The following is a 26,621-nucleotide window of genomic DNA, read 5'->3' on the forward strand; positions in this document are numbered from 1 at the left end:
GGGTGCCGGGCTCCCGGCGTACCGGCCCGCGGGGGCCGGGCGGCATGTGCCAGTCTGTTGCCGCAACATGCCCAACTGGGAGGGGAGCTGGAGTGGCCGGGCCACTGAAGCTGACACGGACGCACCGGATACTCGTGGGGGTGGTCGTCGCCGGCGCGGTGATCATCGCGGCGATCGGTTTCGCCGGTTCGTACGCGGCCGTGCGTGAGCTGGCCATCGAGAAGGGTTTCGGGAACTTCTCGTACGTCTTCCCGATCGGTATCGACGCGGGTATCTGTGTGCTGCTCGCGCTGGATCTGTTGTTGACGTGGATCCGTATTCCGTTCCCTCTGCTGCGGCAGACGGCGTGGCTGTTGACGGCGGCGACGATCGCGTTCAACGGTGCGGCGGCGTGGCCGGATCCGCTGGGTACGGGTATGCACGCGGTGATTCCGGTGCTGTTCGTGGTGGCGGTGGAGGCGGCGCGTCATGCGATCGGCCGGATCGCGGACATCACGGCGGACAAGCACATGGAGGGTGTGCGGATCACGCGCTGGCTGCTGTCTCCGGTGCCGACGTTCCTGTTGTGGCGGCGGATGAAGCTGTGGGAGCTGCGTTCCTACGAGCAGGTGATCAAGCTGGAGCAGGAGCGCCTGGTGTATCAGGCGCGGCTGCGGTCGCGGTTCGGGCGGGCGTGGCGGCGCAAGGCTCCGGTGGAGTCGTTGATGCCGCTGCGGCTCGCGCGGTACGGGGTGCCGCTGGCGGAGACGGCTCCGGCGGGGCTGGCGGCCGCGGGGATCGAGGAGCCGCAGCTTCCGGTGCTGCCGGTGGCGGCGGGTCCGGAGCGGCAGCAGCTGCCGGCGGGGCAGGGGTCGCAGGGTCAGGGGGCGGTTCCGGCGCAGGCTCCGGTGCCGGTCGCGTCGGCGGAGGCGGTGGCGGAGGCCGCGGACGTGCCGAGTCAGTGGTTCGCGCAGCAGCGGCAGGTGGAGTACCACGGCGGGTACGACCCGAGTTTCGAGCCGCCGACGTTCGTGCCGGAGGAGGAGCACCAGGACTGGTACGAGGAGCAGCCTCAGCAGATCCCGGTGCCGGTGCCGCGTCCGCGGGCAGCGGAGCCGGAGCCGGTGGTGCAGCAGGAGTTCCCGGTGCCGGACGGGGCGGGTGGCACGCGTCCGCTGGGTGACGGCGCGCCGCAGCCGCAGCCGCAGGAGGCGCAGGCGGAGGGCGCCGCGGCTCCGTCGGACGAGGATCTGTACCAGGTGTTCCGGTACTCGATAGACGGTGAGGGCATGCCGACGCCGGCCGCGTTCCAGGCGAACGTGGAGGCGACGTACGGCGCGCAGCTGGAGCAGCGTGATCTGGCCCGCTACCACGAGCTGTTCAGCAAGCGGCTGAACGCCGAGCTGATGGACGACCACATCGCCTGAGCTCGGGGGCGTACGGGAAGGGGCGGCACCGGAGGTTTCCGGTGCCGCCCCTTTCCGCTGTGCGCGGAGCGTTACGCGGCGAGGAGCTTGCGTACGCGGTCCGCGCCGACGGCGAGGAGGAGCGTGGGCAGGCGCGGGCCGGTGTCGCGGCCGACGAGCAGGTGGTAGAGCAGCGCGAAGAAGCTGCGCTGGGCGGTCTTGATCTCGGCCGGGAGTTCCTTGGCCGTGGCGTCGGCGGGGTAGCCGGCCTGGACCTTGGGGACGCCGTAGACGAGGTGGGTGAGGCCGTCGAGGGACCAGTGTTCGTCGAGGCCGTCGAGGAGCAGGGCGATCGAGGCGCGGGAGGCGTCGTCGAGGCCGGCGAGGGCCTCGGTGTCGGGCTCGGTGCGCACGATGGTGCGGGACTCGGCGGGGACGTACTTGCTGATCCAGGCCTCTGCCTTGTCCAGCCGGGGCCGGACGGGGGTGAGGTCGGTGACGGGGTTCTCCGGGTCGAGCTCGGAGAGGATGCGCAGGATCTGCTCCTCGTCGCCGGCGGTGACGTCGGCGGCGGCGGCCAGGGTGCGGTAGGCGAGGGGGCGCTCGGTGCGGGGGAGCTCGCCGGCGGCGGTGCCGACGGCGCGGCTGTGGGCGGCGGCGTCGGCGGGGAGCACGGTGCCGTCGGCGACCTTGGCGCTGAGCTTGTCCCACTCGTCGTAGAGCCGCTGGATCTCCTGGTCGAAGGCGATCTTGAACGACTGGTTGGGGCGGCGGCGGGCGTAGAGCCAGCGCAGGATCTGCGGCTCCATGATCTCGAGGGCGTCTCCGGGGGTGGGGACGCCGCCCTTGCTGGAGGACATCTTGGCCATGCCGCTGATGCCGACGAAGGCGTACATGGGGCCGATGGGCTGCTTGCCGCCGAAGACCTGGTCGACGATCTGGCCGCCGACCTGGAAGGAGGAGCCGGGCGAGGAGTGGTCGACGCCGGAGGGCTCGAAGATGACGCCCTCGTAGGCCCAGCGCATGGGCCAGTCGACCTTCCAGACCAGCTTGCCGCGGTTGAACTCGGACAGGCGGACGGTCTCGGTGAAGCCGTCGAGGGTGCAGGTGTAGGACAGCTCGGTGGTGTCGTCGTCGTAGGACGTGACGGTGGTGAGGTCCTTGCCGCACTCGCCGCAGAACGGCTTGTACGGGTAGTAGCCACCGGTGCCGCCGCTGCCGTCGTCCTCGGACGCGGCGCCGGAGCCTTCGGCGGCCTCCAGCTCGGCCTCGTCGACCGGCTTCTGGCCCTGCTGCTGCTTGGGGGCCTTCTTCGGGTCCTTCTTCGTCCGGTACTGGTCGAGGATGGCGTCGATGTCGCCGCGGTGCTTCATCGCGTGCAGGATCTGCTCGCGGTAGGTGCCCGAGGTGTACTGCTCGGTCTGGCTGATGCCGTCGAACTCGACGCCGAGGTCGGCGAGGGCCTGGACCATGGCGGCCTTGAAGTGCTCCGCCCAGTTCGGGTACTCCGAGCCGGCGGGGGCCGGGACGGAGGTGAGCGGCTTGCCGATGTGCTCGGCCCAGGACGCGTCGGTGCCGGGGACGCCGTTGGGCACCTTGCGGTACCGGTCGTAGTCGTCCCAGGAGATGAGGTGCCGCACCGTGTACCCGCGGCGGCGGATCTCGTCGGCGACCAGGTGCGGGGTCATGACCTCGCGGAGGTTGCCGAGGTGGATCGGGCCGGACGGGGAGAGGCCGGAGGCCACGACGACCGGTTTGCCCGGGGCGCGGCGCTCGGACTCGGCGATGACATCGTCCGCGTAACGGGACACCCAGTCCTGGGTGTCCGCGCCTGTGCTCTGGGCCACGATTCGGTCGTCCTTCTCTGCGATGCGGTGAAGCGGGTGAGCTCTGCTGCGGCCATTCTCCCAGTTACCCGGCGCTGGGGGGAAACGCGTTGTCGTGCGGCGCCGGCGATCTGCGGAAAAACCCCGTTGCCGCCCCGTGGGATACTGAGCGGGACTAACGAAAACCAGCCCCGACCAGAACGGCAGCCCATACCCATGGCCCCGGTCACGTCCATCACCGCCAACGTCAACGCACGCCTCGCCGACGCCCTGACTTCCGCCCTGCCGGAGGCCGGCGGCGCGGACCCGCTGCTGCGACGTAGCGACCGGGCCGACTACCAGGCGAACGGGATCCTGGCCCTCGCCAAGAAGGCGAAGGCGAACCCGCGGGAGCTGGCCGCGCAGGTGGTGGAGCGGATCACGACCGGTGACCTGCTCGCCGACGTCGAGGTCTCGGGCCCCGGCTTCCTGAACGTGACGGTCGCCGACCGGGCGATCACCGAGACGCTGGCCGCGCGTGCCGCGGACGGCGACCGGCTGGGCGTCCCGCTGAAGGAGATCCCGGGCGTCACGGTCGTCGACTACGCGCAGCCGAACGTGGCGAAGGAGATGCACGTCGGCCACCTGCGTTCGGCGGTCATCGGTGACGCGCTACGCGCGATGCTCGACTTCACGGGCGAGAAGACGATCGGCCGGCACCACATCGGCGACTGGGGCACCCAGTTCGGCATGCTGATCCAGTACCTGATCGAGAACCCGGGCGAGCTGTCCGCGGAGACCGACACGGACGGCGAGCAGGCCATGTCGAACCTGAACCGGGTGTACAAGGCGTCGCGTGCCGTGTTCGACGCGGACGAGGGCTTCAAGGAGCGGGCCCGCAAGCGGGTCGTCGCGCTCCAGTCGGGCGACAAGGAGACCCTCGACCTGTGGCAGCGTTTCGTCGACGAGTCGAAGGTCTACTTCTACTCGGTCTTCGAGAAGCTCGACATGGAGATCCGCGACGACGAGATCGTCGGCGAGTCGGCGTACAACGAGGGCATGCCGGAGACGGCGCGTCTGCTGGAGGAGATGGGTGTCGCCGTCCGCTCCGAGGGCGCGCTCGTGGTGTTCTTCGACGACATCAAGGGCAAGGACGACAAGCCGGTCCCGCTGATCGTGCAGAAGGCGGACGGCGGTTTCGGGTACGCGGCCTCCGACCTCACCGCGATCCGTGACCGGGTCCAGAACCTGCACGCCACGTCGCTGATCTACGTGGTGGACGTGCGGCAGTCGCTGCACTTCAAGATGGTGTTCGAGACGGCGCGGCGCGCGGGCTGGCTGGGCGACGACGTCACGGCTCACAACATGGGCTACGGCACGGTGCTCGGCGCGGACGGCAAGCCGTTCAAGACGCGTGAGGGCGAGACGGTCAAGCTGGAGGACCTGCTCGACGAGGCGGCCGAGCGGGCCACGGCGGTCGTGCGGGAGAAGGCCGAGAAGGTGGGCCTGACCGAGCAGGAGATCGTGGAGAACGGCCGGTACGTGGGCATCGGCGCGGTGAAGTACGCCGACCTGTCGACATCGGCGAACCGCGACTACAAGTTCGACCTGGACCAGATGGTGTCGCTGAACGGCGACACGTCGGTGTACCTGCAGTACGCGTACGCCCGGATCAAGTCGATCCTGCGCCGGGCCGACGCGGGTGACGCCCCGGTCGCCCATCCGGAGCTGGCCCTGGAGCCGGCGGAGCGGGCGCTCGGCCTGCACCTGGACGCGTTCGGCGATCTGGTCTTCGAGGCCGCCGCCGAGTACGCGCCGCACAAGCTGGCCGCGTACCTGTACCAGCTGGCGTCGCTGTACACGACGTTCTACGACCAGTGCCCGGTGGTGCGGCCCCGGCCCGCCCAGGAGGTCGTGGAGAACCGCCTGTTCCTGTGCGACCTGACGGCCCGCACCCTCCACCAGGGCATGGCCCTCCTGGGCATCCGCACGCCCGAGAAGCTCTGACGGCTTCGAAACGAAGGGCCCCGGAGCGCGTGTGCGCTTGCGGGGCCCTTGCCGTTCCCGACCGGCGTGTACGGCGTCAGGGCCCTGCGCGCACCGGTGCGGAGCCTCACGTGGCTGCTGGTGTCCTTCCTCCCCTGGGCCGGTGGGCTGTGGGCCGCGTTCGGCGGGGCGTATGCCGCGCACAACGGGTACGAGGCCTGCCTCGCGCTCGGTTCCGGGACGCTGCTCTGGCTGACCGGGCTGCTCGGAGTCACCACCGCTGTCGGCCACTACCGGTGGGCCCTCGGGGTGCTGGGGAACTCGGCTGTTGGCTCGCCCGTTCACTGGGGGACCGCAGGGAACGGCATGACAGACGGGGGCTTCGATGGCGCTGTTCGGGAACGCTCACACCATTGATCCGGGGAAGGCCGCGCACGAGTACGCGCGGTTGCTCGGGCAGGGGGAGCAGGTCTACGGGGCGTATCAGTTGGTGCGGGACGCGATTCTGCTCACGGACCGGCGCATGATCATGATCGACAAGCAGGGGATGACCGGGAAGAAGGTCGAGTACCACTCGCTGCCGTACCGGAGCATCACGCACTTCTCCGTGGAGACGGCGGGGCATTTCGATCTGGACGCGGAGCTGAAGATCTGGGTGTCGGGGACGGCGGCGCCGATCGAGAAGACCTTCACCAAGGGGGTCGACATCTATGAGGTGCAGGCGATCCTGACGCAGTTCGTCACGCGCTGACCGATGACGTACCGGTACGTGGCGGAACTCGCGGCCCGCGCCGAGGCGTTGGCCGTGCCGGGTGCCCGGCGGATCATCGGGATCGCCGGGCCGCCCGGTGCGGGCAAGTCGACGCTGGCCGCTGCCGTCGTGGGGGCACTCGGCGGGGCCGCGGTGTCGGTGCCGATGGACGGGTTCCATCTCGCCGACGCCGAGTTGGCGCGGCTGGGGCGCGCGGACCGCAAGGGGGCGCCGGACACGTTCGACGCGTACGGGTACGCGGCGCTGCTGGCGCGGCTGCGGGAGCCGCGGGCGGGCGAGACGGTGTACGCGCCGTCGTTCGAGCGGGACCTGGAGCAGCCGGTCGCGGGCGCGCTGCCCGTGCCGCCCGAGGTGCCGCTCGTCGTGACGGAGGGGAACTATCTGCTGCTCGACGAGGCGCCCTGGTCGGACGAGGTGCGGCCGCTCCTCGACGAGGTGTGGTGGGTGGCGGTGGACGAGGCGACGCGGGTGCGCCGTCTCGTGGCCCGCCACGTGGAGTTCGGCAAGTCCCCCGAGGAGGCACACGCCTGGGTCCTGCGCTCGGACGAGGCGAACGCCCGGCGGGTGGCCTCAGGGCGGTCGCGGGCCGACGTGGTGGTGGATCTGGACGGCGGGGTGCTGCGTCAGGCCCGCTTGTAGTGGTAGTCGGCGTTCGAGAGCCTCTGGACGAGTCCGCCGCTCGTCTTCGTGAACGTCGAGGCCTGGGTGGGGGTCCAGCAGTATCCGGGGTTCGATCCGACGAGGTGGGACGCGCCCACGCTGATGCTGCTGCCCGACGCGCTGACGGAGGTCACCTTCGCGTCGTAGGGGCAGTTGTTGTACACGAAGTCGCGGTAGCGAACCGTACCGGCGCTGGTGATCGTGACCGTCCCGGCCACGCCCTGGTTGTAGACCTCGTCGAGCTTCCAGGTGCCGACGAAGGCGGCGGGGACGCTGCCCGTGGTGCCCCCGGAGCCCGAACCGGAGGTGCCGCCGGAGGACCCGCCGGAGGTCGACGTGGAGCCCGAGCTCGAGGTGCCCCCCGAACCCGAGCCGGAGCCGGAGTCCGTGCCTGATCCCGCCGAGGAGGACGTGTCGCCGCCGGAGTCGGCTCCGCCGCCTTGCGCCCCCGTGGCACCCGCCGCGCCGCCGGCACCCTGGTCCGCGTTCTCCTCGTCGCCTCCGCCTTGCTTGTCCCCCGCCCTGTCCTTGTTCTTGTCCTTCGCCTTGCCGTCGTCCTTGTTTCCCGTGCGGGACGGCGACGCCTCCGAGGGCGTCGGGGACGTGACGCCGGGAGTCGCGGGGCCCGTGGTGGCCGGCGGTGCCCCACGGTCGCTGTCGTCCCGGGCGAAGGGCTGGAGGGTGAGCACGGTCGTGGTGGTCACGGCGACGACCACGACCGCGGGCAGCAGCAGGGTCACGGCACGCTTGCGGCGCCCCGGCTCGGAGGGTGCCGTGGCGGCGGGGGCCGGGCTGAGGTCGATCGTCATGCGGTCGGCGGGGGCGGGTTCGCGTACGGGTTCGGCTTCCGCGTCGAGGAGTGCCGCCGACTGGACCGCGAGACGGGCGACCACGTCGTTCGGCAGCCACACCGGGGAGCGGCCCGGCTCCGGCGTGCCTTCGAGGTCGGCCAACAGGGCGGTCACGGCGGGGCGTTCGGCCTCGTCCTTGATCAGGCAGCGGGCGATCAGTGCCCGCAGCTCCGGATCTTCCACAGCGTCGAGGTCGGGCTCGTCGTTCGCCACCCGGTACATCACCGACAGCTGATTACTGAGGTCCCGGCCGAACGGCAGCGACGCGGTCGCCGCGTACATCAGCACACAGCCCAGTGTGAACACGTCGGTCTTCGGGCCGACCTGCTCACCCCGGATCTGCTCCGGCGACATGAACCCCGGAGACCCGATCACCATGTTCGTACTGGTCAGCAGCGCTTCCACCGAAGCCTGCACCGCGCTGGCGATACCGAAGTCGATCACCTTCGGGCCGCTCATCGTGACCATCACGTTCGGCGGCTTCAGATCGCGGTGGACGACTCCGGCCTCGTGGATGTCGGCGAGGGCGTGGAGCAGACCGACCGCCAGGCGGCGCACCGAGTCGGCGGGGAGCGGACCGTGGTCCCGTACGACATGTTCGAGGGACAGGCCGGGGACGTAACCGGTCGCGACCCACGGAGTCTCGGCATCCGGGTCCGCCTCCAGCACGGGAGCCGTGTACCGCTCGTCGACCCGGCGCGCCGCGTCCACCTCACGCCGGAAACGCGCCCGGAACCGCGGGTCCTGCACGTGCTCCTCGTGCACCACCTTCACCGCGACCGTCCGGCCGCCCTCGGTACGCGCCAGGTAGACGCGCCCCATGCCGCCCGCGCCGAGACGGCCCAGGAGGAGATAGGGGCCGATGCGGGTGGGGTCGGTGAACTTCAGCGGTTTGATGCCGCCCGGTGGCGTGCTGTCGCCCTCGTTCTCGTTTCCGCGTTCGTTCTCGTTGTCACCCTGCGGACCGGTCATGTCCCGCCTCCCCCGTCAACTGCCGTTCAGTCACGAACGGCCCACAGGCTAAGGGGTGTTGGCGGAAAGCGGAGCGGCGGACGGATCAAGAGATGAGAGTTGTTCCACAATGGCCGACATTCGACGACGGAACCGCGACCTGTCATCACGCGTCGGGCAACCAAGGCCGTACGGGGCTCGCCGTCGGGCCGACGAGGCCGGGCCAAGGCATTCGGATCCGTCAGGTCCGCAGTTTCTGCTTCACCACCTTCCCGCTGGCGTTGCGCGGAAGTTCCGTCACGAACGCGACCTCGCGCGGCACCTTGAAGTTGGCCATCTCGCGGCGGGACCAGGCGATGAGGTCGTCGGCGGTGGTCACGGCCCCGGGGCGCCGGACCACGTACGCCTTGCCGACCTCGCCGAGCCGGCCGTCGGGGATGCCGACGACCGCGACGTCGGCCACGTCGGGGTGGAGGCCGAGGAGTTGCTCGATCTCGGCGGGGTAGGCGTTGAAGCCGCCGACGATGAACATGTCCTTGATGCGGTCGGTGATGCGGAGGTAGCCGTCGGCGTCCATGACGCCGACGTCGCCGGTGCGCAGCCAGCCGTCCTCGGTGATGGCCTCGGCGGTGGCGGCGGGGTCCTCGAAGTAGCCCCGCATGACGTTGAAGCCGCGGACGAGGACCTCTCCGGGTTCGCCGGGCGCGGGTGCGTCCACCCGGACCTCGGTGCCGGGTATCGCCCGCCCGGATGTCGCGGCGATGAGCTCGGCGGGGTCCCCGCGCCGGCACATGGAGACGATGCCGCTGGCCTCCGAGAGGCCGTACGCCGTGAGGACGGTGCCGACGCCGAGTTCGCCGCGCAGCCGCTCGACGAGCTGGAGCGGGACGACGGCGGCGCCGGTCACGACGAGGCGCAGGGCGGACAGGTCGTGGGTGTCGCGGGCCGGGTGGTCGAGGAGGGACTGGTGGAGGGTGGGGGGTCCGGGCAGGACGGAGATGCGTTCGGCGGCGATGTTGGCGAGGGCCGTGTCCACGTTGAATACGGGCTGGGGGACCATCGTGGCGCCGCGCATGAGGCAGGCGATGATGCCGGCCTTGTAGCCGAAGGTGTGGAAGAACGGGTTGACGATGAGGTAGCGGTCGCCTTCGCGCAGGCCGGCGAGGTCGGACCAGATCGCGTAGCCGCGCAGGGTCTGGGCGTGGGTGATGACGGCGCCCTTGGGGCGGCCGGTGGTGCCCGAGGTGAAGATGATGTCGGAGGGGGCGGAGGCGGGGATCGCGGCGGCGCGCTCGCGCACCCGCTCCGCGGTCACGGCGTCTCCCCCGGCCAGGAACTCCTTCCAGGTGCCGAAGCCGGGCGCGTCCGGCGCGGTGTCGCCGAGGACGACGACCCGTTCCAGGTCGGGCAGTTCGGCTCCGTTCTCCTGGGCGCGGCGCAGCGAGGCGACGTAGGAGGTGCCGAGGAAGGTGCCGGTGACGAAGAGGAGGCGGGCGCGGCAGCGGGCCAGGACGTCGGCGGCCTCGGCGCCCTTGAAGCGGGTGTTGAGGGGGACGAGGACGGCGCCGGAGGTGACGGCGCCGAGGGCGGAGACGATCCAGTCGAGGGTGTTCGGCGCCCAGATCGCGACGCGGTCGCCGGGTTCCACGCCCGCGGCGAGACAGGCGGCGGCGGCCCGTTCGACCCGTTCGCCGAGCTCGGCGAAAGTGATCCGGGTGCGCCCCTCGACGACGGCCTCGTGCGCGGCGTACCGTGCGGCCGCGTCCCACACGAGTCCGGGGATCGTGCCCCACTCGCCCTCCGTACGGTCCGTACGCATCGAACGACCTCCCATCACGCCATCCCGCCGTAGCTGACTATCCGTCAGATTAGCTGTAGCCTGACGCGCTGTCAGCAGACGGAGCCACCGGATCACGGTGGACCGGGCCGTTCCAGGTGGGGGTGCCCATGGCGGGACTGAAGGACGCGACAGCCATCGTCGGCATAGGCCAGACGGCCTTCGCGAAACAACTCCCGGAGTCCGAGAGGACGTTGGCGTGCCGGGCGATCCTGGCCGCACTCGACGACGCGGGCATCGCGCCGTCGGAGGTCGACGGGTTCGCCTCGTACACGATGGAGGAGACGGACGAGGTGGAGGTGGCCAAGGCCATCGGCGCCGGCGACGTCACCTTCTTCTCCAAGGTCGGCTACGGCGGCGGCGGTTCGTGCGCGACCGTCGCACACCTGGCCGCCGCGGTCGCCACGGGACAGGCGAGCGTCGGTGTCGCCTGGCGCTCCCGCAAACGCGGCTCGGGACCGCGCCCGTGGAAGAACACCACGGTGCAGCTGCCGACCCCGGCCCAGTGGACCCGCCCCTTCGGGCTGCTGCGCCCGGCCGACGAGATCGGCATGCTCGCGCGCCGCTACATGCACGAGTACGGGGCCACCCGCGACCACCTGTTCAACGTGGCCCTCGCCTGCCGCAACCGGGCCAACCAGAACCCGGACGCGATCATGTACGAGCGCCCGATGACCAGGGAGATGTACATGAACTCCCGCTGGATCAGCGAGCCGCTCTGCCTCTTCGACAACTGCCTGGAAACCGACGGCGCGCTCGCCTGCGTCATCGTCTCCGCCGAACGGGCCCGCGACTGCCGGCAGAAGCCCGTGTACGTCCACTCCGCCGCGCAGGGCCTGCCCGCCCAGCACCACGGCATGGTCAACTACTGGAACGACGACCCGCTCACGGGCCCCGCCTGGACCGCGGCCCGCCACCTCTGGAAGAACGCCGACCTCACCCCGGAGGACGTGGACGTCGCCCAGATCTACGACGCGTTCACCCCGCTCATCCCGCTGTCCCTTGAGGGGTACGGGTTCTGCGGGCGCGGCGAGGGCGCCGCGTTCACCGAGGGCGGCGCCCTGGAGATCGGCGGCCGGCTCCCCATCAACACGGGCGGCGGCGGCCTCTCGGAGGCCTACGTCCACGGCTTCAACCTCATCAACGAGGGCGTCAAACAGCTCCGCGGCACGAGCACCGCCCAGGTCCCGAACGCCGCCTCCTGCCTGGTCACCGCGGGCGAGGGCGTCCCGACCTCGGCCCTCCTGCTCCGCGCCCCGTGACGGGGCGACCCCGCGACCGGCCACGACGCACGCCGCACCCGACAAAGGACGAACCCATGGCAGACGCTCTCCTCACCCCCGTCACCGACGACGACGGCGCCCCCTTCTGGGAGTACGCCGCCCAGGGCGAACTCCGCATCCAGGCCTGCGCGAACCCGGACTGCGGCGAACTCCGCTTCCCGCCCCGCCCCTGCTGCCCCCACTGCCAGTCCTTCGACTCCGAGTGGCGCAGGATGAGCGGCCGGGGCCGCATCTGGTCGTACGTCGTCCCGCACCCCCCGCTGCTCCCCGCCTACGCGGCCCAGGCTCCCTACAACGCGATCGTCGTCGAGCTCGCGGACGCTCCCCGCATCCGCCTGGTCGGCAACCTGGTCACCCGCGCCGACGCCCCCCTCGACTCGGTCGACCCGGCGAAGATCCGCATCGGCGCCAAGGTGCAGGCCGTGTTCGCCGAGGTGGAAGGCGTGGTCGTACCCCGCTGGACCCTGGAGCGCCCGTGACCGCGCCCCCGCCCACGCCCTCCGTTCCGCTGCGCGTCGAGACCGACAAGGAGACCGGCGTCGCGGTCGTCACCCTCGACCGCCCGCACCGCCACAACGCCATCGACACCGCGCTCGCCGACGCGCTCCGGGCGGCCTGGCGCGGCCTCCGCTTCGACGACGGCGTCCGCGCCGTGGTCCTGACCGGCGCCGGCGACAAGGCCTTCTGCACCGGCATCGACCGCGACGTCGACGTGCCTCAGCCCTCCTCCCCGTACGCGATGGACGACCCGCTGCTCACGATCGGGCCGAAGGCGAACGACCTGTGGAAACCGGTGATCGCGGCGGTCGGCGGGATGGCCTGCGGCGGCGCGTTCTACCTGCTCGGCGAGGCGGACTTCGTGATCGCGGACGAGCATGCGACGTTCTTCGACCCGCACACCACGTACGGCATGGTCAGCGCGTACGAGGCGATGCACCTGGCGCAGCGGATGCCGCCCGGGGAGGCGGCCCGGCTCGCCCTCATGGGCTCGGCGGAGCGGCTCTCGGCCCGCAGGGCGTACGAGAACGGCCTGGTCAGCGAGGTGACCGAGGCGGGCGGCGCGGTGGCGGCGGCGACCCGCTGCGCGGAGGTGATCGCCGGGCAGCCCACGGAGGCGGTGCAGGGGACGGTGCGGGCGGTGTGGGCGGCGACCGAGGCGGCGCGCGCCCACGCCTTCGCGCAGGCCCCGCACCTGATCGCCCTCGGCAACCTGCCGCCCGGCCGGCAGGCCGAGCTGTTCGCGTCCCGGCCGGCGGGCGGCGGATTCCGGGTGCGCTGAGAAAGGCTCTAGCTCAGGACGTCGGCCTCGGGGTCGAGCTCGCAGTGGGCGACCTCGGCGGCGAGCCCTTCGCCGCCGAGCTTCACCTTCACGGTCGCGGTCCCCCGCGCGGGGACCTCGACGTCCCCGAATTGCGAGGTGATCTGGATCCCGCTCGCGTCCTCGAACGCGACGCGCGCGCGGAAGTCGGCGGTCCTGCCGTTCGGATTGCTGACGCGGACGAGCGCGTACGGCGTCTTCGCGTCGGCGCACCGGATCAGCGTCGCCGTGCCGTCGCGCAGCCGGGACGTGCCGCCCGTGGAGGTGGCGGTCGGCGTGGAGCCGTAGTCGGGGCGGCGCGTGTAGCCGCCGGACGACGAACCGGACGAGCCCGACGACCCTCCGCCGTAGTAGTCGTCGTCATCGTCGTCGTACCGGGACGACGACGAGCTGTCGTGGTTCTGGCTGGAGCTGCTGCAGCCGCCGCCGCTCCCGCCGCTGGACTTGTGGCTGCCGCCCCGTCCCCGGCCCGACGTGAACCCTGTCAGGACCATGACCACCAGGACCGCGAGCGCCGTGAGTTTGACTCCCCGTTTCATCACGCCGGGCACCCTACTACCGGGCCCGGCGGTCACACGGGTCAGCGGCTGGTGCCGGTGCCCTTCTCCGCGTCCAGCGCGTACACGCAGCGGTCCTTGCTGCACGCGTAGACGACGCCGTCGGTGACGACGGGCGTGCCGGTGATCTCGCCGCCGGTGGCGAGCTTCCAGCGCAGCCGGCCGTCGTCGGCCTTGAGCGTGTACAGCAGGTGGTCGGTGGAGCCGAAGTGGATGCGGCCGTCGGCGACGACCGGGGAGCCGACGATCTCGCCGCCTGCCTGGAAGCGCCACTTCGGGGTGCCGGTGACCGCGTCCAGCGTGTAGAGGCCCTGGCCGGAGCCGACGTGGACGTGACCGTGCGAGACGAGCACCGGGTCGACGGAGCCGGGGCGCGGCTCGGTGGCGATGCGCCAGCGGTCGCGGCCGTCGGTCGCGTCGAGGGCGTAGACGGTGCCGAGGTGGTCGACGAGGTAGACGCCGCCGCCGGTGACGGCGGGTCCGGCCACGTAGGCGGGCGGGCACAGGAAGACGGCGGGCGCCTCGAAGTGCCAGCGGACGTGGCCGGAGCCGACCTCGACGGCGATGACGCGGGTGCCGGCCGACACGTACACGTAGCCGTCGTCGGCGGGGGTGACGCGGACGGGGACGCCGCCGCAGGAGGCCGCGTCGCCGATCGGGTACGACCAGCGCTCCTCGCCGGTGCGGGCCTCCAGGGCGCGCAGCCGGGCGTCCTGCCATACATAGACGGTGCCGTCGTGTACGACCGGCCCGGCCTCGGGGGCCTCGAAGTCGGTCTGGCAGCCGGAGGTCTCCCACAGCAGGTCTCCGTTGGCGGCCTCGCGGGCCTGGACGCCGCCGCCGCGGGTGGCGGTGACGACGGTGCCGCGGTCGGCGGCGAGGGCGTAGACCCAGGCGTCGGTCTGGCGGCGCCACAGTTCGGCGCCCTCGCGGGAGTCGAGCGCCCACAGGGTGGGGCCGTCGGAGGCGTGGATGCGGCCGTCGGCGACGGCCATGGCCCAGGCGACGTCGCGGGTCTTGAAGCGGCGCCGTCCGGTGGCCACGTCCAGGGCGTGGACCTCGAAGGAGGTGACGTAGACGAGGTCGCCGGAGACCTTGGGGGTGCCCCACACGTCGTTCGACATGCGGAAGCGCCAGGGGCGCCAGCCGGGCGGTGCCTCGGGGGCGGCCGGGGCGGGCACGGCGGAGTCGGTGCCGTTGACGGCCGGGCCGGCGGGGCGGGAGCCGCGCGACCAGGACGCGGCGAGGCCGTGCTCGGCGGGCGGCGCCTTCACGGCGGCGGCGCGGGCGTCCGCGACCCGGGGGCCGGGCCCGATCGGCACCTGCGCGCCGGCCAGGTGCACGGGCCCGTCGGCGGTGCGGCCCGCGGATCCGGCGGCGACCGGCGACGCGGACGGGTTGGGCCGCCAGCCGTCGGTGGACGGCGGGGCCGGCGGCTGCGGGGGCATCGCCGGCATGCCGGAGCCGTGGCCGGGGGTGCGGCCGGTGGGGCTCTTGATGACGGGGCGGCCGCCGCGGCGGGACTCGATGAGCGCGACGGAGCGCTCCGGCAGCCAGGCGGAGGCGGTGCCGGAGTCGTCGCTGCCGGAGCCGAAGAGGTGCGGGGCGAGCTGGGCCTGGAGGTCGGCGGGCGAGGGACGACGCGTGGCGTCCATCTGCATACAGGACTCGATGAGCGGGCGGAGCTCGTCGGGCAGCCCCTCCAGGTCGGGGCCCTCGCGCAGCAGCATGAACACGGTCTCGACCGGGTTGGCGCCGTGGAAGGGGGCGTGGCCGGTCGCCGCGAAGACGAGGGTGGAGCCGAGGGAGAAGACGTCGGAGGCGCCGGTGACGCTGCGCGAGTCCTTCGCCTGCTCGGGCGACATGTAGGCGGGGGTGCCGACGGCCACGTTGGTCATCGTGAGCCGGGTGTTGGAGACGCCGGAGGCGATACCGAAGTCGATCACGCGCGGGCCGTCCTCGACGACCAGCACGTTCGACGGCTTGAGGTCGCGGTGGACGAGGCCCGCGCCGTGGATGGACTGCAGCGCCTCGGCGACGCCGGCGGCGAGCCAGCGCACCGCCTGGGCCGGGAGCGGCCCGCACTCATTCACTATTTCCTCGAGGGAGGGCGCCGGGACGTAGGCGGTGGCGAGCCACGGGACGGCGGCGCGCGGGTCGGCGTCGACGACGGCGGCCGTGTAGAAGCCGGACACCGCCCGGGCCGCCTCGACCTCGCGCGTGAAGCGCACCCGGAACAGCTGGTCCTCGGCGAGCTCCGTGCGCACCGTCTTGATCGCCACGCGCCGGCCCGAGGCCGAGCGGGCCAGATAGACCAGGCCCATGCCGCCCGCGCCGAGCCGTCCCAGGACCTCGAACGGACCGATCCGCCTCGGATCGTGCTGCGTCAGCTGATCCACCACTTGCCTGCCCACCTCCCCGTACGGGGCCTGCGCACTCACCGGCCCCCGCCAGCGTCTCACCACCGAAGCGCTACGGCGGCACGCACCCCGATTCTTCCTGTCCGGGGCGCCGGTTGCGAACCCGGGGGCACATCGGGGTGTCACGGGAGGATGCGGGGCGTTTCAGGCGCGTTCCGGGTCCTGCTGTGGCGACTCCCACACCGGCTCGGGCCCGGGCCCGTCCCCTGTTCCGGGCACCGGTTCGCAGACGGCGAAGACCGCGCCCTGGTCGTCGCGGAGCACGGCGAGCGGCCCGTACGGGGAGTCGTGCGGGCCGGTGCGGACGCGGCCGCCGAGCCGGACGGCCTCGGCGCAGGCGGCGGCCGTGTCGGCGCAGGCGAAGTGGGGCAGAAGCCGGGCCGGGGCCGCCCGCCGCACGGGTGCGGGGCTGAGGGCCCGGCCGAAGACCCGCTCGTGGAAGAGGGCGCTGCGGGCGGGGTCGGGGTGTGCAGTTCGGCGTGGTGGAAGGTGCCGGGGCCGGCGGTGCGCTCGAAGCCGCGGTGGGTGCCGGCCTGCCAGAGCCCGAAGGCGGCGCCCTCGGGTCCGTGGGCGAGGGCGACGGTGGCCTGGGTGCCGCCGGGCAGGGGGCCCGCGGCGATGCGTCCGCCGGCCGCCGTCACCCGGTCGGCGGCGGCGTAGGCGTCCCGTACGGCGAGGTGCACCCGCCAGCCGGTGGGGGTGCCGGGTCCGGCGGGGCACAGGGCGGCGGCGCTGCGGTCCTGGCTGTAGGCGGCGGTGTAGTAGTCGTGGTCGGCGCCCGCGCCCTCGTCGAAGGTCCACCCGAAGAGATCGCCGTAGAACCGCTTGCCCGCCTCGATGTCGGGCAGGGCCACGTCGGCCCAGCAGGGGGTGCCTTCGGGGAAGTCGGGGTGCATGGCGTCACGCTAACCACGGGCGTTCCGGGACCGGCCCCCATATTCGAACGTATGGCCAATTCCGCTCGCTTCCGGCGCGTCATTTGACCGGGGGCGATGCTCCCCAACCCCATTTGCAGTCGGCCAGATCGCGCTCCGATCACCCCTCGGTAAGCTGACGGCATGACAGGACAAGTACGGACCGTCGACGGCCGTGTGGCCGGACGGCGTGGTCAGGCGACACGTCAGAAGCTCCTCGAGTGCCTCGGCGAGATGCTCAGCTCCTCGCCCTACCGGGACGTCAAAGTCATTGATGTCGCGCGCAAGGCGGGCACCTCGCCCGCGACCTTCTACCAGTACTTCCCGGACGTCGAGGGCGCCGTCCTGGAGATCGCCGAGCAAATGGCCACCGAGGGCGCGGGGTTGACCGAGCTGGTCGCCGACCGCTCCTGGGTCGGCAAGGCCGGCTGGGCGACCGCGCAGGAACTCGTGGACGGTTTCCTGGAGTTCTGGCGCCGCAACGACGCGATCCTGCGCGTCGTCGACCTCGGCGCGGCCGAGGGCGACAAGCGCTTCTACAAGATCCGCATGAAGATCCTGAACTCGGTGAACAACTCCCTCGCGGACGCGGTCAAGGAGCTCCAGGACAAGGGCAAGGTCGACAAGGACGTCAGCCCGGCGGCGGTGGCCGGTTCGCTGGTCGCGATGCTCGCGGCGGTCGCCTCGCACCAGAAGGGCTTCCAGACCTGGGGCGTCAAGCAGGCCGAACTGAAGCCGAACCTCGCCCTGTTGGTCTATCTCGGCGTGACCGGCAAGAAGCCGACGAGGTAACCTTCCGCGCCTTTTCCTGTCGTACGGCGGCGGTTCACGTGCTCGGCGCGTGGGCCGCCGCCGTTGCCTTGGCGCAGGGGCGCCCGGTTCATCTGCGTTCGAGGCGGAAGAGCCTGATCTCCCGGTCGATCCGCGCCTGGTACGCGGCGTACGGCGGCCAGAAGCGCAGGGCGGCCTGCCAGGCCTCGGCGCGTTCCTCCCCGGCGAGCAGCCGCGCGGTGACGGGGACGTCCTTGCCGCGCCAGTTGATCTCCACGTCCGGGTGGGCGAGCAGGTTCGCGGTCCAGTTGGGGTGGCCGGGGCGCCCGAAGTTCGACCCGATGAGCAGCCAGCCGTCCCGTTCCTCCTCCGGCATGCAGGCGAGCGGGGTGCGCCGGGGCAGCCCGCTCTTCGCGCCGCGGGCGGTGAGGATGACGCCGGGCAGCATCCGTGCGCTGAGCAACACCTTGCCGCGGGTCAGGCGGTGCACGGCGCGGTCCATGACGGGGATGACGTGCGGAGCGATCCGGGCGAAGGTGCGGGTCGAGGACACCTTCTGGACGATCCGGGTCGCGGTGGCGGAGGAAGCCATCAGACGGCCACCTCCGCGCCCGCCTCGAACAGGGCGGCGGCCTGGGCGGCGCGGGCCCGCAGCAGGTGGACGGGCCCGAAGAGCAGCTCGTCGCCGGTGGCGCGCTTCACGTAGAGGTGCGCCTCGTGCTCCCAGGTGAAGCCGATGCCGCCGTGCAGCTGGACGGCCTCGGCGGCGGAGGTGCGCAGCGCTTCGAGGGCCTGCGCGAGGGCGAGTCCGCCGGCCCGTTCGGTGCCGGTGCCGGCCGCCCAGGCGGCGTAGTAGGCGGCCGAGCGGGCCGCCTGGACCTGGACGTAGACGTCGGCGAGGCGGTGCTTGACGGCCTGGAAGGAGCCGACGGGCCGGCCGAACTGCTCGCGCTCCTTGACGTAGGCGACGGTCCGTTCCAGGGCGTGGTCGGCGGCGCCGACGGCCTCGGCGGCGAGGAGGGTGGCGGCCGTGTCGCCGGTGGCGGTGAGCGCGGCGGTCACGTCGGCGTCCTCCGCGCCCAGCAACTCGGCCTCCACGTCGCGCAGTTCGACGCGGGCCTGGGGGCGGGACTCGTCGAGGGCGGTCTGCCGGGTGCGGACGAGTCCGTCGGCGCCCGCGCGGACGAGGAAGAGGAGGGTGCGGGAGCGGGCGAAGCCGCCGGTGTGCGCGGCGACGAGCAGCAGGTCGGCGCTGTGCCCGTCGAGGACCTGCTCGGCCTGCCCGTACAGGCGCCAGCCGGTGTCGGCGCGGGTGGCCTGGACGCCGCCGGCGCGACCGCCGCCGGACCAGTCGCCCGCGTTGTCGGCGACGAGGCCGAGGGCGGTGGCGAGGCCCGTGCCGGGCACGGCGAGCGCGGCGGTGAGGGCGCCGTCGGCGATGCGGGGCAGGATGTCGGCGCGCTGGTCCTCGGTGCCGAGTGCGGTGACGAGGGGGGCGACGAGGCCGCTGGTCGCGAGCAGCGGGGTCGGTGCGAGGGCGCGGCCCAGCTCCTCCTCCGCGAGGGCGAGCTCGGTGACGCTCGCGCCGACCCCGCGGCGGGACTCGGGCAGGGCGAGGCCGGGCAGGCCCAGTTCCTTGCCGAGCGCGCTCCACAGGGCGAGGTCGTGCCCGGACGGGGTGCGGCCGGCGGTCTTGACGTCGTCCGGGGTGCAGCGTTCGGTGATGAGTTCGCGCAGCGTGCGGCGGATCTGCTGCTGTTCCTCGGTGAACCTGGCGTCCATGCGGGGCTCCCTTTCTGACGGGCCGTCATATTAGGGCGGCGGAGCGCTCATGCCCAGACCCGGGGAGGGGGCGGATCACGGAATCTGATGTACCGTCAGATTCATGCTGACTGGGACGATCGACAGGAACGGTGGCAGCGGCACGGCCGGGCGCAAGGTGGCCGTCGCCGGAGTCGCCCTGTCCGACTGCGGACGCGTGGACGACGCCACCCCGTACGCCCTGCACGCGCAGGCCGCCCGCCGGGCGCTGGCCGACGCGGGGCTCACCCCCGACGTCGTCGACGGCTTCGCGAGCGCCGGACTCGGCACGCTCGCACCCGTCGAGGTCGCCGAGTACCTCGGCCTCAGACCCCGCTGGGTCGACTCCACCTCCGTGGGCGGCTCCACCTGGGAGGTCATGGCCGCGCACGCCGCCGACGCGATAGCCGCCGGGCACGCCCGCGCGGTCCTCCTCGTCTACGGCTCCACGGCCCGGGCCGACATCAAGGCGAAGCGCCGCACCTCGAACCTCTCCTTCGGCGCCCGGGGCCCCCTCCAGTTCGAGGTCCCGTACGGGCACTCGCTCATCGCCAAGTACGCGATGGCCGCCCGCCGCCACATGCACGAGTACGGCACGACGCTCGACCAGCTCGCCCAGGTGGCCGTCCAGGCCCGGCAGAACGCGTCCCGCAACCCCGACGCCATGTTCCGCGACCCGATCACGGTCGACGACGTCCTCTCCGGCCCGATGATCGCGGACCCCTTCACCAAGCTGCACTGCTGCATCCGCTCCGACGGCGGCGCGGCGATCCTCCTGGTCGCCGACGACCTCCTCCCCGACTGCGCGAAGCGGCCCGCCTGGATCCTCGGCACCGGCGAACACGTCTCGCACACCACGATGTCCGAGTGGGACGACTTCACGGTCTCCCCCGCCGCCGTCAGCGGCCGCCTCGCCTTCGAACGCGCCGGCGTCACCCCCGACGACATCGACATCGCCGAGATCTACGACGCCTTCACGTACATGACCCTGGTGACCCTGGAGGACCTCGGCTTCTGCGCCAAGGGCGAGGGCGGCGCCTTCGTCGAGAAGGGCCGCCTCCGCCACGACGGCGAACTCCCCACGAACACCGACGGAGGCGGCCTCTCCGCCCAGCACCCCGGCATGCGGGGCCTGTTCCTCATGGTGGAGGCGGTCCGCCAGCTACGAGGCGAGGCGGGCCCCCACCAGATCCACCGCCCGGACGGCTCCCTCCCGGAACTGGCGGTGGCGTCGGGCACGGGGGGCTGGTTCTGCTCCTCGGGGACGGTGATTCTGGGGCGGGACTAGGGCCTTTCTTTCGGATCAGGCTGGATCAGAGAGCGGGGCGTGGTGCGTGCAGCTGCAAGGCGGAGGAGGGCGACAACGCGATGGGGGTCCCCCCTGCTCGAGCGAAGCCGAGAGCTTGGGGGAGTTGGCAACCGACGACAACGCCGCAGATGCGCGTGCCACGCCCCGCGAGCCCAGCCGGATCCGAAAGAAAGGCCCTAGATCCGGCCCGAGGAGCGCCGCCGGGCACGGACGGGGACGCGCGACAATCGCCGCATGGACAGTGAAACCCCCTCCGTCGACGCCCTCCTGCGCTCCCTCCGGGTCTGGGACACCGAGTTGCCCGGGTTCGACACCGGTGCCGCGCCCGGGGAACCCGTCGCTCTCTTCGCCGAGTGGTTCGGTGCGGCCGTCGCGGCCGGGCAGGTCGAGCCGCACACGCCCTCGCTCGCGACCACCGACGCCGACGGGCACGCCGACGTGCGGGTCGTCATGCTGCACGGGGTCGATGAGCGCGGGTGGCACTTCGCCTCGCACGCGGGGAGCGCGAAGGGCCGGCAGCTGGCCGGGACGCCGTATGCCGCGCTCGGGTTCTACTGGCCGGTGCAGGGGCGGCAGGTGCGGGTGCGCGGGAGCGTGCGGACCGGGTCAGCCGAGGCCGCGCAGGCCGATCTGCACGCCCGGTCCACCGGCGCCCTCGCCTCCGCCCTCGTCGGACACCAGAGTGAAGTGCTGGCCGATCCAGGGGAGTTGGAGGTCGCCTCCGACGCCGCCTGGGAGCGGGCTCGGCGGGAGCCCGATGCCGTCGCCGAGTCGTGGACCGTCTACGAACTCCTGCCGGACGAGGTGGAGTTCTTCCAGGGGGACGCCCGGCGGCGGCACGTACGGCTGCGGTACCGGCGGGAAGGCGGCCGCTGGGTCAAGGAGTTGCTGTGGCCGTGACCTCCCCCGTCCTGAACTCCCAGACCGCGAAGTCCCGTACGGGGCGGTAGCCGAGGCGTTGGTAGAGCGCGTTGCTGGTGGGGTTGGCCAGGTCGGTGAAGAGGAGGATCTCGGGGGTGCCAGCGTCCCGTGCCGCCCGGCTGATCTCCGCCGTCACCGCCCCCGCGTACCCGCGTCCGCGCAGCTCGCGCGGCGTGTAGACCGGGGCGACGCGCACGCTGCCGGCGGCGGGGCGGGTGACGCCGGCCATCGACAGCGGGGTGCCGTCCTCGGCCTCCCACAGGAGCACACCCTGGTAGGAGAGCCGGTTGTCGACCCATTCCTCGGCCTGTTCCCGGGTCGTCCGGGCGCCGAGATGCGCGTCGTCGGCGAACTCCAGGAACCAGCGCACGACCAGTTCCCGGTCCTCCTTCCCGGCCGGCCGGGCCCGGCCCGGGGGCGGCGGGTCGGGCGGGGTCAGGTCCACGAGCCGGAACAGCCGCTGCGCCATGATGCGTTCGGCCCGCCCCTCGGGGTGCCGCGCGCGCCACGCCTCGGCGACTACGGCGGCCGTCTCCTCCGTCCCGTTCACCCCCGTCATCGGCTGGTCCGGGAGCGCGTCCCCGAGCAGGGTGACGAGGGCGTGCGCGGCCTCGGGGCCGGGCAGCACGGCGTACGGCAGCTGCGGCGGCGTCCAGAAGAAGTAGCCGGCGCAGCCCCCTTCGGCGTCCGGCCAGACACCGAAGGACGCTCCGGGGCTCGGCGCGTCCTGCGCCAGTTGCGCCGCGATCACACTGAGGACGACGGTGTGCAGGGCGGGGTCCGCGCGCAGGAAGTCCCCCGCGCGCTCCGCGAACTCCGCAGGGTCCCGGGTCAGCCACCAGCCGGACCAGGGGTGGGGGAAGGACGACTCGGACGATGCTGAGGCCATGCGTCATCATGGCGGGCATCCGCGAACCCCGGCCACGGGTTTACGCTCCGGCGCCGGTCCCGCGCCCCCTCACGCCCCGGGCCCTCACATCCCGGGAGACGGCCGGAACACCGGCACCGTGAACCCCGCCCCCGTGTCCCGGAACGCGGCCTCCAGCTCCATCCCCGCCCGCAGGTCCGCCTCCGCGCACTCGACGACCTCGGTCATCATCCGGGGCCCCTCCGCGAGGTCGACGACGGCGGCGACGTACGGCGTGCGCGAGGCGAACGGCGGCAGGTCGTTGCGGTGCACGACGGACCACGTGTAGAGCGTGGCGCGGCCGCTCGCCTCCCGCCAGCTCCCGTCCTCGCTCCAGCAGTACGGGCAGAACTCGCGCGGGTAGTGGTGGGCCCGGTCGCAGGCGGCGCAGTGCCGTACGAGGAGGCGCCCCTCGGCGGCCGCGTCCCAGAAGGGCCGCGTGAAGGCGTCGGGTTCGGGCAGGTCGAAGCGGGGTGCGGCAGGAGCCGTCATGAGAAGAGTCCGATCGCGTGGTCGAGGGACCAGGTCTGCCAGGACATGGCGAACAGCGCGACGAGCGAGATCAGGCCCATCATCGCGTTCTGCCCCTGCTCGGCCCAGTCGTGGATCATGAGGACGAGGTACAGGAGGTTGAGCAGCAGGCCGCCCACCAGCGCGACCGGCGTCAGGAATCCGACGACCAGGCCGAGCCCGAGGGCGAGTTCGGCGTACACGACGATGTACGCCATCACCTTGGGCCGGGGCTTGACGACGACGTCGAAGCCGCTGCGCACGGCGTTCCACTTGTGCTTGCCGGCGACGTCGGCGGCCCAGGCGATCCCGGTCCCCCGCTCGAACCAGCCCTTCTTGTCCTTGTGCCGCCAGCTCTCCAGCCACCACAGGCCGAGGCCGATGCGCAGCACCGCGAGCCATTCGGCCCCGCTGAGCCCTATCGCGTCCATGTCGCTCCCCGCGTCGACCGCTCCGCCACTCCACATTTCCTGACGGACCGTCAGTTCAGCGCATGGCGAGGCCCGCCCGCAAGAGTCCGTACGCGCCGAAGCCCGCGTTCCGCCCCCTTCCCCGCGCCTCACCCGCGCCTCACCACCCGTTCCCGCGCCCCCTCCCCCACTCCTCCACGCCCTTCACCCACGGACCGTGATCGATTCGCAACCGATTCCCCTCTTGACCGAGACCCATCAAGTGAAGGCGCGATTACGCTCCGATCACATGACCGCCCCCACTCCCCCTCCGGCCCGCAGCCACGAGCGGCCGCCCGTGTACGTCATCGGCGGCGGCCCAGGCGGACTCGCCGCGGCCGCGAGCCTGACGGCACTAGGCGTCCGGGCCGTGGTGCTGGAGAAGTCCGACCGGGTCGGCGCCTCCTGGCGCACCCACTACGACCGCCTCCGCCTGCACACCACGCGCCGCCTGTCCGGCCTGCCCGGACTGCCGATCCCGCGCCGCTTCGGCCGCTGGGTCGCCCGCGACGACGTGCTGCGCTACCTGGAGAAGTACGCCGAGCACCACGACCTGGAGGTCGTCACCGGCGTCGAGGTCACCCGCGTCGACCGCGCCGCGGACGGCTCCGGCTGGGTGCTGCGCGCCACCGGCGGCCGCGAACTGCGCTCCGCAGCCGTGATCGTGGCCACCGGCCACAACCACACCCCGCGCCTGCCCGACTGGCCCGGCACCGCCACGTACGGCGGCAAGCTCCTGCACGCCGCCGAGTACCGCGCCCCGGGCCCGTACGCCGGCCAGGACGTGCTCGTCGTCGGCGTCGGGAACACCGGCGCCGAGATCGCCGTCGATCTCGTGGAGGGCGGCGCCGCCCGCGTCCGGCTCGCCGTGCGCACCGCCCCGCACCTCGTGCGCCGCTCGACGCTCGGCTGGCCCGCCCAGCGCACCGGCATCCTGTGCCGCCGCCTCCCGGTCGGCCTGGTCGACCGGCTCGCCGCCCCACTGGCGAAACTGAGCGTCCCGGACCTGAGCGACAAGGGCCTGCCGCGCCCGGACACCGGCCTGTACTCCCGGGTGCGCGAGGGCGCGATCCCGGTGCAGGACGTGGGCCTGATCGACGCCGTGCGCGCGGGGAAGGTCGAGCCGGTCGCCGCCGTCGCGTCCTTCGACGGCGACGCGGTGGTCCTCGCGGACGGATCCCGCCTCACCCCCGACGCGGTGATCGCGGCGACGGGCTACCGGCAGGGGCTCGAACCGCTGCTCGGCCACCTCGGCGTCCTCGACCCGGCGACGGGCCGCCCCCGCACACAGGGCGCCCGCACCCTCCCGGACACCCCGGGCCTGTACTTCCAGGGCTACACGAACCCCATCAGCGGGATGCTGCGCGAGATCGCGCGGGACGCCGAGCGCATCGCCCGCCGGGTGGCCGCCGATCCCGCGTACGGCGGCCGCCGGCGCTGACCGGGCGGGCCGTCACCCGCGGGCGGGCTCCCGGGCGAGGAAGAACTCGCGGACGTCCCGCGCGAACGGCTCCGGCACCTCCATCGCCGCGAAGTGCCCGCCGTGCTCGAACTCCGACCAGTGCACGACGTCGTACAGCCGCTCGGCCAGCGGCCGCACCGACTGCGTGATGTCGTGCGCGAACACGGCGACGCCGACCGGCACGGGGCACGGCAGCTTCGTGCCGCGCGCCGCGTCGTGGTGCAGCCGCGCCGAGGAGGCCGCCGTCGCGGTCAGCCAGTACAGCGACACGTCGGTGAGGATCCGCTCGTCGTCGACCGGCGTCGCGGGGTCGGTCCAGGCAGCGAACCGCTCGGCGATCCAGACCAGTTGGCCGACGGGCGAGTCGGTCAGCGCGTAGCCGATCGTCTGCGGGGTGAGGGCCTGGAGCGCCTGGTAGGGCGGGCGGTTCGCCATCAGCTGCCGGACCTTGTCGAGGCGGGCCTCGTCACGCGCGGACAGGACGAGACCGGCCTCCGGGTCGGGCCGGGTCGGCAGGTAGTTGACGTGCACGCCGACGACCCGGTCGGGGGCGACCCCGCCGAGCGCCAGGGATATCCCGGCGCCGAAGTCGCCGCCCTGGGCGCCGTAGCGGTCGTACCCGAGCCGGTCCATCAGCTCGGCCCAGGCCCGCGCGATCCGCTCGGCGTCCCAGCCGCGCTCGCGGGTCGGCCCGGAGAAGCCGTAGCCCGGGATCGACGGGACGACGAGGTGGAAATCCCGGGACAGCGGCCCGACGACGTCGAGGAACTCCAGGAACGAACCGGGCCAGCCGTGCGTGAGGATCAGCGCGAGCGCGTCCGGGTTCGCGGACCGTACGTGGACGAAGTGGATGTCCTGGCCGTCGATCTCGGTGACGAAGTGCGGCAGTTCGTTGAGCCGCGCCTCGTGCGCGCGCCAGTCGTAGCGGGTGCGCCAGTGCTCGGCGAGCTCCTTCAGCCGGGCGAGCGGGAAGCCGTAGTCCCATCCGGCGTCCGCGAGCTCGTCGGGCCAGCGGGTGCGGGAGAGGCGGTCGGCCAGGTCGTCGAGGGCGGCCTGCGGGACATCGACGCGGAACGGCTTGATCACGGTCTTCACTCGCCATCACTCCCGTAAGGGTTCATTAGTAGCTCTAACGTTCGTGCCACTAATGAAGTTAGACTGTTAGTGTCACTAACGCAAGAGCCGAGGAGCAAGAGCCGGAACCCGAGAGGGCGGCGGAAGCGGAGGCCCCATGAGTCCGACCCCCGAGCACACCCCCGGCCGGCTGCGCGCCATCCCCAGCCGCCTCCTCGCCGGAGCCTCGGCCGTCGCGGACCGGCTGGTCGGCGAGCGCCTGGCCGCCGAGGGCGCGCACAAGTGGCACTTCGCCGTACTCGTCGCGCTCTCCGAGGGCGGCCCCGCGAGCCAGTCCGAGCTCAGCCGCCGCACCGGCATCTACCGCAGCGACATGGTCGCCGTCCTCAACGAGCTGTCGGACACCGACTGCGTGAGCCGCGAGCCCGACCCCGCCGACCGCCGGCGCAACGTCATCACGCTCACCGAGGCGGGGCGGCTCCGCCTGGAGCGGCTCGACGCGCTCATCGCCGACGCCCAGAGCGAGCTGCTCGCACCGCTCGGCACGGTCCAGCGGGACGACCTCGTCCGCCTGCTCACGGCCGTCCTGGAGCACCACCGCCCGGCGCATCCCTGAGCAGGCGCCGCACATCCGCCTCAGCCTTTGCCTGCAGCCCTGTTCCTGACACAGTGTCAGTTG

24 protein-coding genes are annotated in these 26,621 nt (G+C 72.6%); 12 read left to right on the forward strand and 12 right to left on the reverse strand.

Annotated features, from left to right (window positions below; translation table 11 throughout):
• The first annotated feature begins 92 nt into the window (after positions 1-92).
• Positions 93-1,406: a DUF2637 domain-containing protein gene (locus tag IAG42_RS15115; RefSeq protein WP_188337519.1), complete on the forward strand. Its 1,314-nt coding sequence runs from the start codon at positions 93-95 to the stop codon at positions 1,404-1,406.
• Between the two features lie 71 nt (positions 1,407-1,477).
• On the opposite strand, the gene lysS is transcribed toward IAG42_RS15115, so the two are convergent.
• On the reverse strand, positions 1,478-3,232 hold the full coding sequence (gene lysS, locus IAG42_RS15120) for a lysine--tRNA ligase (RefSeq protein ID WP_223206013.1): 1,755 nt from the start codon (positions 3,230-3,232) through the stop codon (positions 1,478-1,480).
• 195 nt (positions 3,233-3,427) lie between these two features.
• Here lysS and argS point away from each other — a divergent pair, with 195 nt between their 5' ends.
• The 3 genes from argS (at position 3,428) to IAG42_RS15135 (ending at position 6,587) form a co-directional block, all read left to right on the forward strand.
• On the forward strand, positions 3,428-5,197 hold the full coding sequence (gene argS / locus IAG42_RS15125) for an arginine--tRNA ligase (protein ID WP_188337520.1): 1,770 nt from the start codon (positions 3,428-3,430) through the stop codon (positions 5,195-5,197).
• A 364-nt stretch (positions 5,198-5,561) separates the two neighbouring features.
• Positions 5,562-5,927, forward strand: a complete 366-nt coding sequence (locus IAG42_RS15130; RefSeq protein ID WP_188337521.1) for a PH domain-containing protein — start codon at positions 5,562-5,564, stop codon at positions 5,925-5,927.
• 3 nt (positions 5,928-5,930) lie between these two features.
• Positions 5,931-6,587, forward strand: coding sequence for a nucleoside/nucleotide kinase family protein (locus IAG42_RS15135; protein ID WP_188337522.1), 657 nt, complete (start codon positions 5,931-5,933; stop codon positions 6,585-6,587).
• Here the strand turns inward: IAG42_RS15135 and IAG42_RS15140 are convergent.
• Together IAG42_RS15140 and IAG42_RS15145 are read right to left on the reverse strand one after the other, a co-directional pair.
• Complete coding sequence (locus IAG42_RS15140; RefSeq protein ID WP_188337523.1) at positions 6,572-8,431, reverse strand: serine/threonine-protein kinase; 1,860 nt, start codon at positions 8,429-8,431, stop codon at positions 6,572-6,574. The two genes, IAG42_RS15135 and IAG42_RS15140, sit on opposite strands and share 16 nt — an antisense overlap.
• A gap of 220 nt (positions 8,432-8,651) precedes the next feature.
• Positions 8,652-10,229 (reverse strand): FadD3 family acyl-CoA ligase, encoded by a 1,578-nt coding sequence (locus tag IAG42_RS15145; protein ID WP_188337524.1) that lies wholly within the window; start codon positions 10,227-10,229, stop codon positions 8,652-8,654.
• A gap of 128 nt (positions 10,230-10,357) precedes the next feature.
• On the opposite strand from IAG42_RS15145, the gene IAG42_RS15150 reads away from it, so the two are divergent.
• The 3 genes from IAG42_RS15150 to IAG42_RS15160 are packed head-to-tail and all read left to right on the forward strand — an operon-like array spanning position 10,358 to position 12,809.
• Positions 10,358-11,509, forward strand: a complete 1,152-nt coding sequence (locus tag IAG42_RS15150) for a lipid-transfer protein (protein WP_188337525.1) — start codon at positions 10,358-10,360, stop codon at positions 11,507-11,509.
• A 56-nt stretch (positions 11,510-11,565) separates the two neighbouring features.
• A complete protein-coding gene (locus IAG42_RS15155) occupies positions 11,566-12,009 on the forward strand; it encodes a Zn-ribbon domain-containing OB-fold protein (RefSeq protein WP_188337526.1) in 444 nt (147 codons plus the stop codon).
• Positions 12,006-12,809, forward strand: coding sequence for an enoyl-CoA hydratase/isomerase family protein (locus IAG42_RS15160; protein WP_188337527.1), 804 nt, complete (start codon positions 12,006-12,008; stop codon positions 12,807-12,809). Before IAG42_RS15155 ends, IAG42_RS15160 begins: the two co-directional genes overlap by 4 nt.
• An 8-nt stretch (positions 12,810-12,817) precedes the next feature.
• Here the strand turns inward: IAG42_RS15160 and IAG42_RS15165 are convergent, their stop codons facing one another.
• From IAG42_RS15165 to IAG42_RS38010, 3 genes are all read right to left on the reverse strand, one after another.
• Positions 12,818-13,387 (reverse strand): hypothetical protein, encoded by a 570-nt coding sequence (locus IAG42_RS15165; protein ID WP_188341396.1) that lies wholly within the window; start codon positions 13,385-13,387, stop codon positions 12,818-12,820.
• Between the two features lie 41 nt (positions 13,388-13,428).
• The gene (locus IAG42_RS15170) at positions 13,429-15,807 is read right to left on the reverse strand and encodes an outer membrane protein assembly factor BamB family protein (protein WP_188337528.1); all 2,379 of its coding nucleotides are present in this window, start codon (positions 15,805-15,807) and stop codon (positions 13,429-13,431) included.
• Between the two features lie 140 nt (positions 15,808-15,947).
• Complete coding sequence (locus tag IAG42_RS38010; RefSeq protein ID WP_394811216.1) at positions 15,948-16,721, reverse strand: VOC family protein; 774 nt, start codon at positions 16,719-16,721, stop codon at positions 15,948-15,950.
• A 162-nt stretch (positions 16,722-16,883) separates the two neighbouring features.
• Here IAG42_RS38010 and IAG42_RS15180 point away from each other — a divergent pair, with 162 nt between their 5' ends.
• Positions 16,884-17,531 (forward strand): TetR family transcriptional regulator, encoded by a 648-nt coding sequence (locus tag IAG42_RS15180; protein WP_188337529.1) that lies wholly within the window; start codon positions 16,884-16,886, stop codon positions 17,529-17,531.
• A gap of 88 nt (positions 17,532-17,619) precedes the next feature.
• Here the strand turns inward: IAG42_RS15180 and IAG42_RS15185 are convergent, their stop codons facing one another.
• The gene (locus tag IAG42_RS15185; protein ID WP_188337530.1) at positions 17,620-18,102 is read right to left on the reverse strand and encodes a nitroreductase family deazaflavin-dependent oxidoreductase; all 483 of its coding nucleotides are present in this window, start codon (positions 18,100-18,102) and stop codon (positions 17,620-17,622) included.
• Complete coding sequence (locus IAG42_RS15190) at positions 18,102-19,292, reverse strand: acyl-CoA dehydrogenase family protein (protein WP_188337531.1); 1,191 nt, start codon at positions 19,290-19,292, stop codon at positions 18,102-18,104. The genes IAG42_RS15185 and IAG42_RS15190 overlap by 1 nt, the downstream gene beginning before the upstream one ends.
• A gap of 103 nt (positions 19,293-19,395) precedes the next feature.
• Here IAG42_RS15190 and IAG42_RS15195 point away from each other — a divergent pair, with 103 nt between their 5' ends.
• Together IAG42_RS15195 and IAG42_RS15200 are read left to right on the forward strand one after the other, a co-directional pair.
• Positions 19,396-20,598 carry a thiolase C-terminal domain-containing protein gene (locus IAG42_RS15195; RefSeq protein WP_188337532.1) on the forward strand — a complete coding sequence of 401 codons (1,203 nt, stop codon included), beginning with the start codon at positions 19,396-19,398 and terminating at the stop codon, positions 20,596-20,598.
• 255 nt (positions 20,599-20,853) lie between these two features.
• Complete coding sequence (locus IAG42_RS15200; protein WP_188337533.1) at positions 20,854-21,519, forward strand: pyridoxine/pyridoxamine 5'-phosphate oxidase; 666 nt, start codon at positions 20,854-20,856, stop codon at positions 21,517-21,519.
• Here the strand turns inward: IAG42_RS15200 and IAG42_RS15205 are convergent.
• The 3 genes from IAG42_RS15205 to IAG42_RS15215 form a co-directional block, all read right to left on the reverse strand.
• Positions 21,497-22,429: a GNAT family N-acetyltransferase gene (locus tag IAG42_RS15205; RefSeq protein ID WP_188337534.1), complete on the reverse strand. Its 933-nt coding sequence runs from the start codon at positions 22,427-22,429 to the stop codon at positions 21,497-21,499. The genes IAG42_RS15200 and IAG42_RS15205 overlap by 23 nt on opposite strands.
• An 84-nt stretch (positions 22,430-22,513) precedes the next feature.
• A complete protein-coding gene (locus tag IAG42_RS15210) occupies positions 22,514-22,939 on the reverse strand; it encodes a Zn-ribbon domain-containing OB-fold protein (protein WP_188337535.1) in 426 nt (141 codons plus the stop codon).
• Positions 22,936-23,388, reverse strand: coding sequence for a DoxX family protein (locus tag IAG42_RS15215; protein ID WP_188337536.1), 453 nt, complete (start codon positions 23,386-23,388; stop codon positions 22,936-22,938). Before IAG42_RS15215 ends, IAG42_RS15210 begins: the two co-directional genes overlap by 4 nt.
• 268 nt (positions 23,389-23,656) lie before the next feature.
• Between IAG42_RS15215 and IAG42_RS15220 the strand changes: the two genes are divergently transcribed.
• Positions 23,657-24,847: a flavin-containing monooxygenase gene (locus tag IAG42_RS15220; RefSeq protein WP_188337537.1), complete on the forward strand. Its 1,191-nt coding sequence runs from the start codon at positions 23,657-23,659 to the stop codon at positions 24,845-24,847.
• Between the two features lie 12 nt (positions 24,848-24,859).
• Here IAG42_RS15220 and IAG42_RS15225 read toward each other — a convergent pair whose 3' ends face one another.
• The gene (locus IAG42_RS15225) at positions 24,860-25,954 is read right to left on the reverse strand and encodes an epoxide hydrolase family protein (protein WP_188341397.1); all 1,095 of its coding nucleotides are present in this window, start codon (positions 25,952-25,954) and stop codon (positions 24,860-24,862) included.
• Positions 25,955-26,099: 145 nt separating this feature from the next.
• On the opposite strand from IAG42_RS15225, the gene IAG42_RS15230 reads away from it, so the two are divergent.
• The gene (locus IAG42_RS15230) at positions 26,100-26,558 is read left to right on the forward strand and encodes a MarR family winged helix-turn-helix transcriptional regulator (protein WP_188337538.1); all 459 of its coding nucleotides are present in this window, start codon (positions 26,100-26,102) and stop codon (positions 26,556-26,558) included.
• The last annotated feature ends 63 nt before the right edge of the window (positions 26,559-26,621 follow it).

This window comes from Streptomyces xanthii (assembly GCF_014621695.1).
GTDB classification, from domain to species: domain Bacteria; phylum Actinomycetota; class Actinomycetes; order Streptomycetales; family Streptomycetaceae; genus Streptomyces; species Streptomyces xanthii.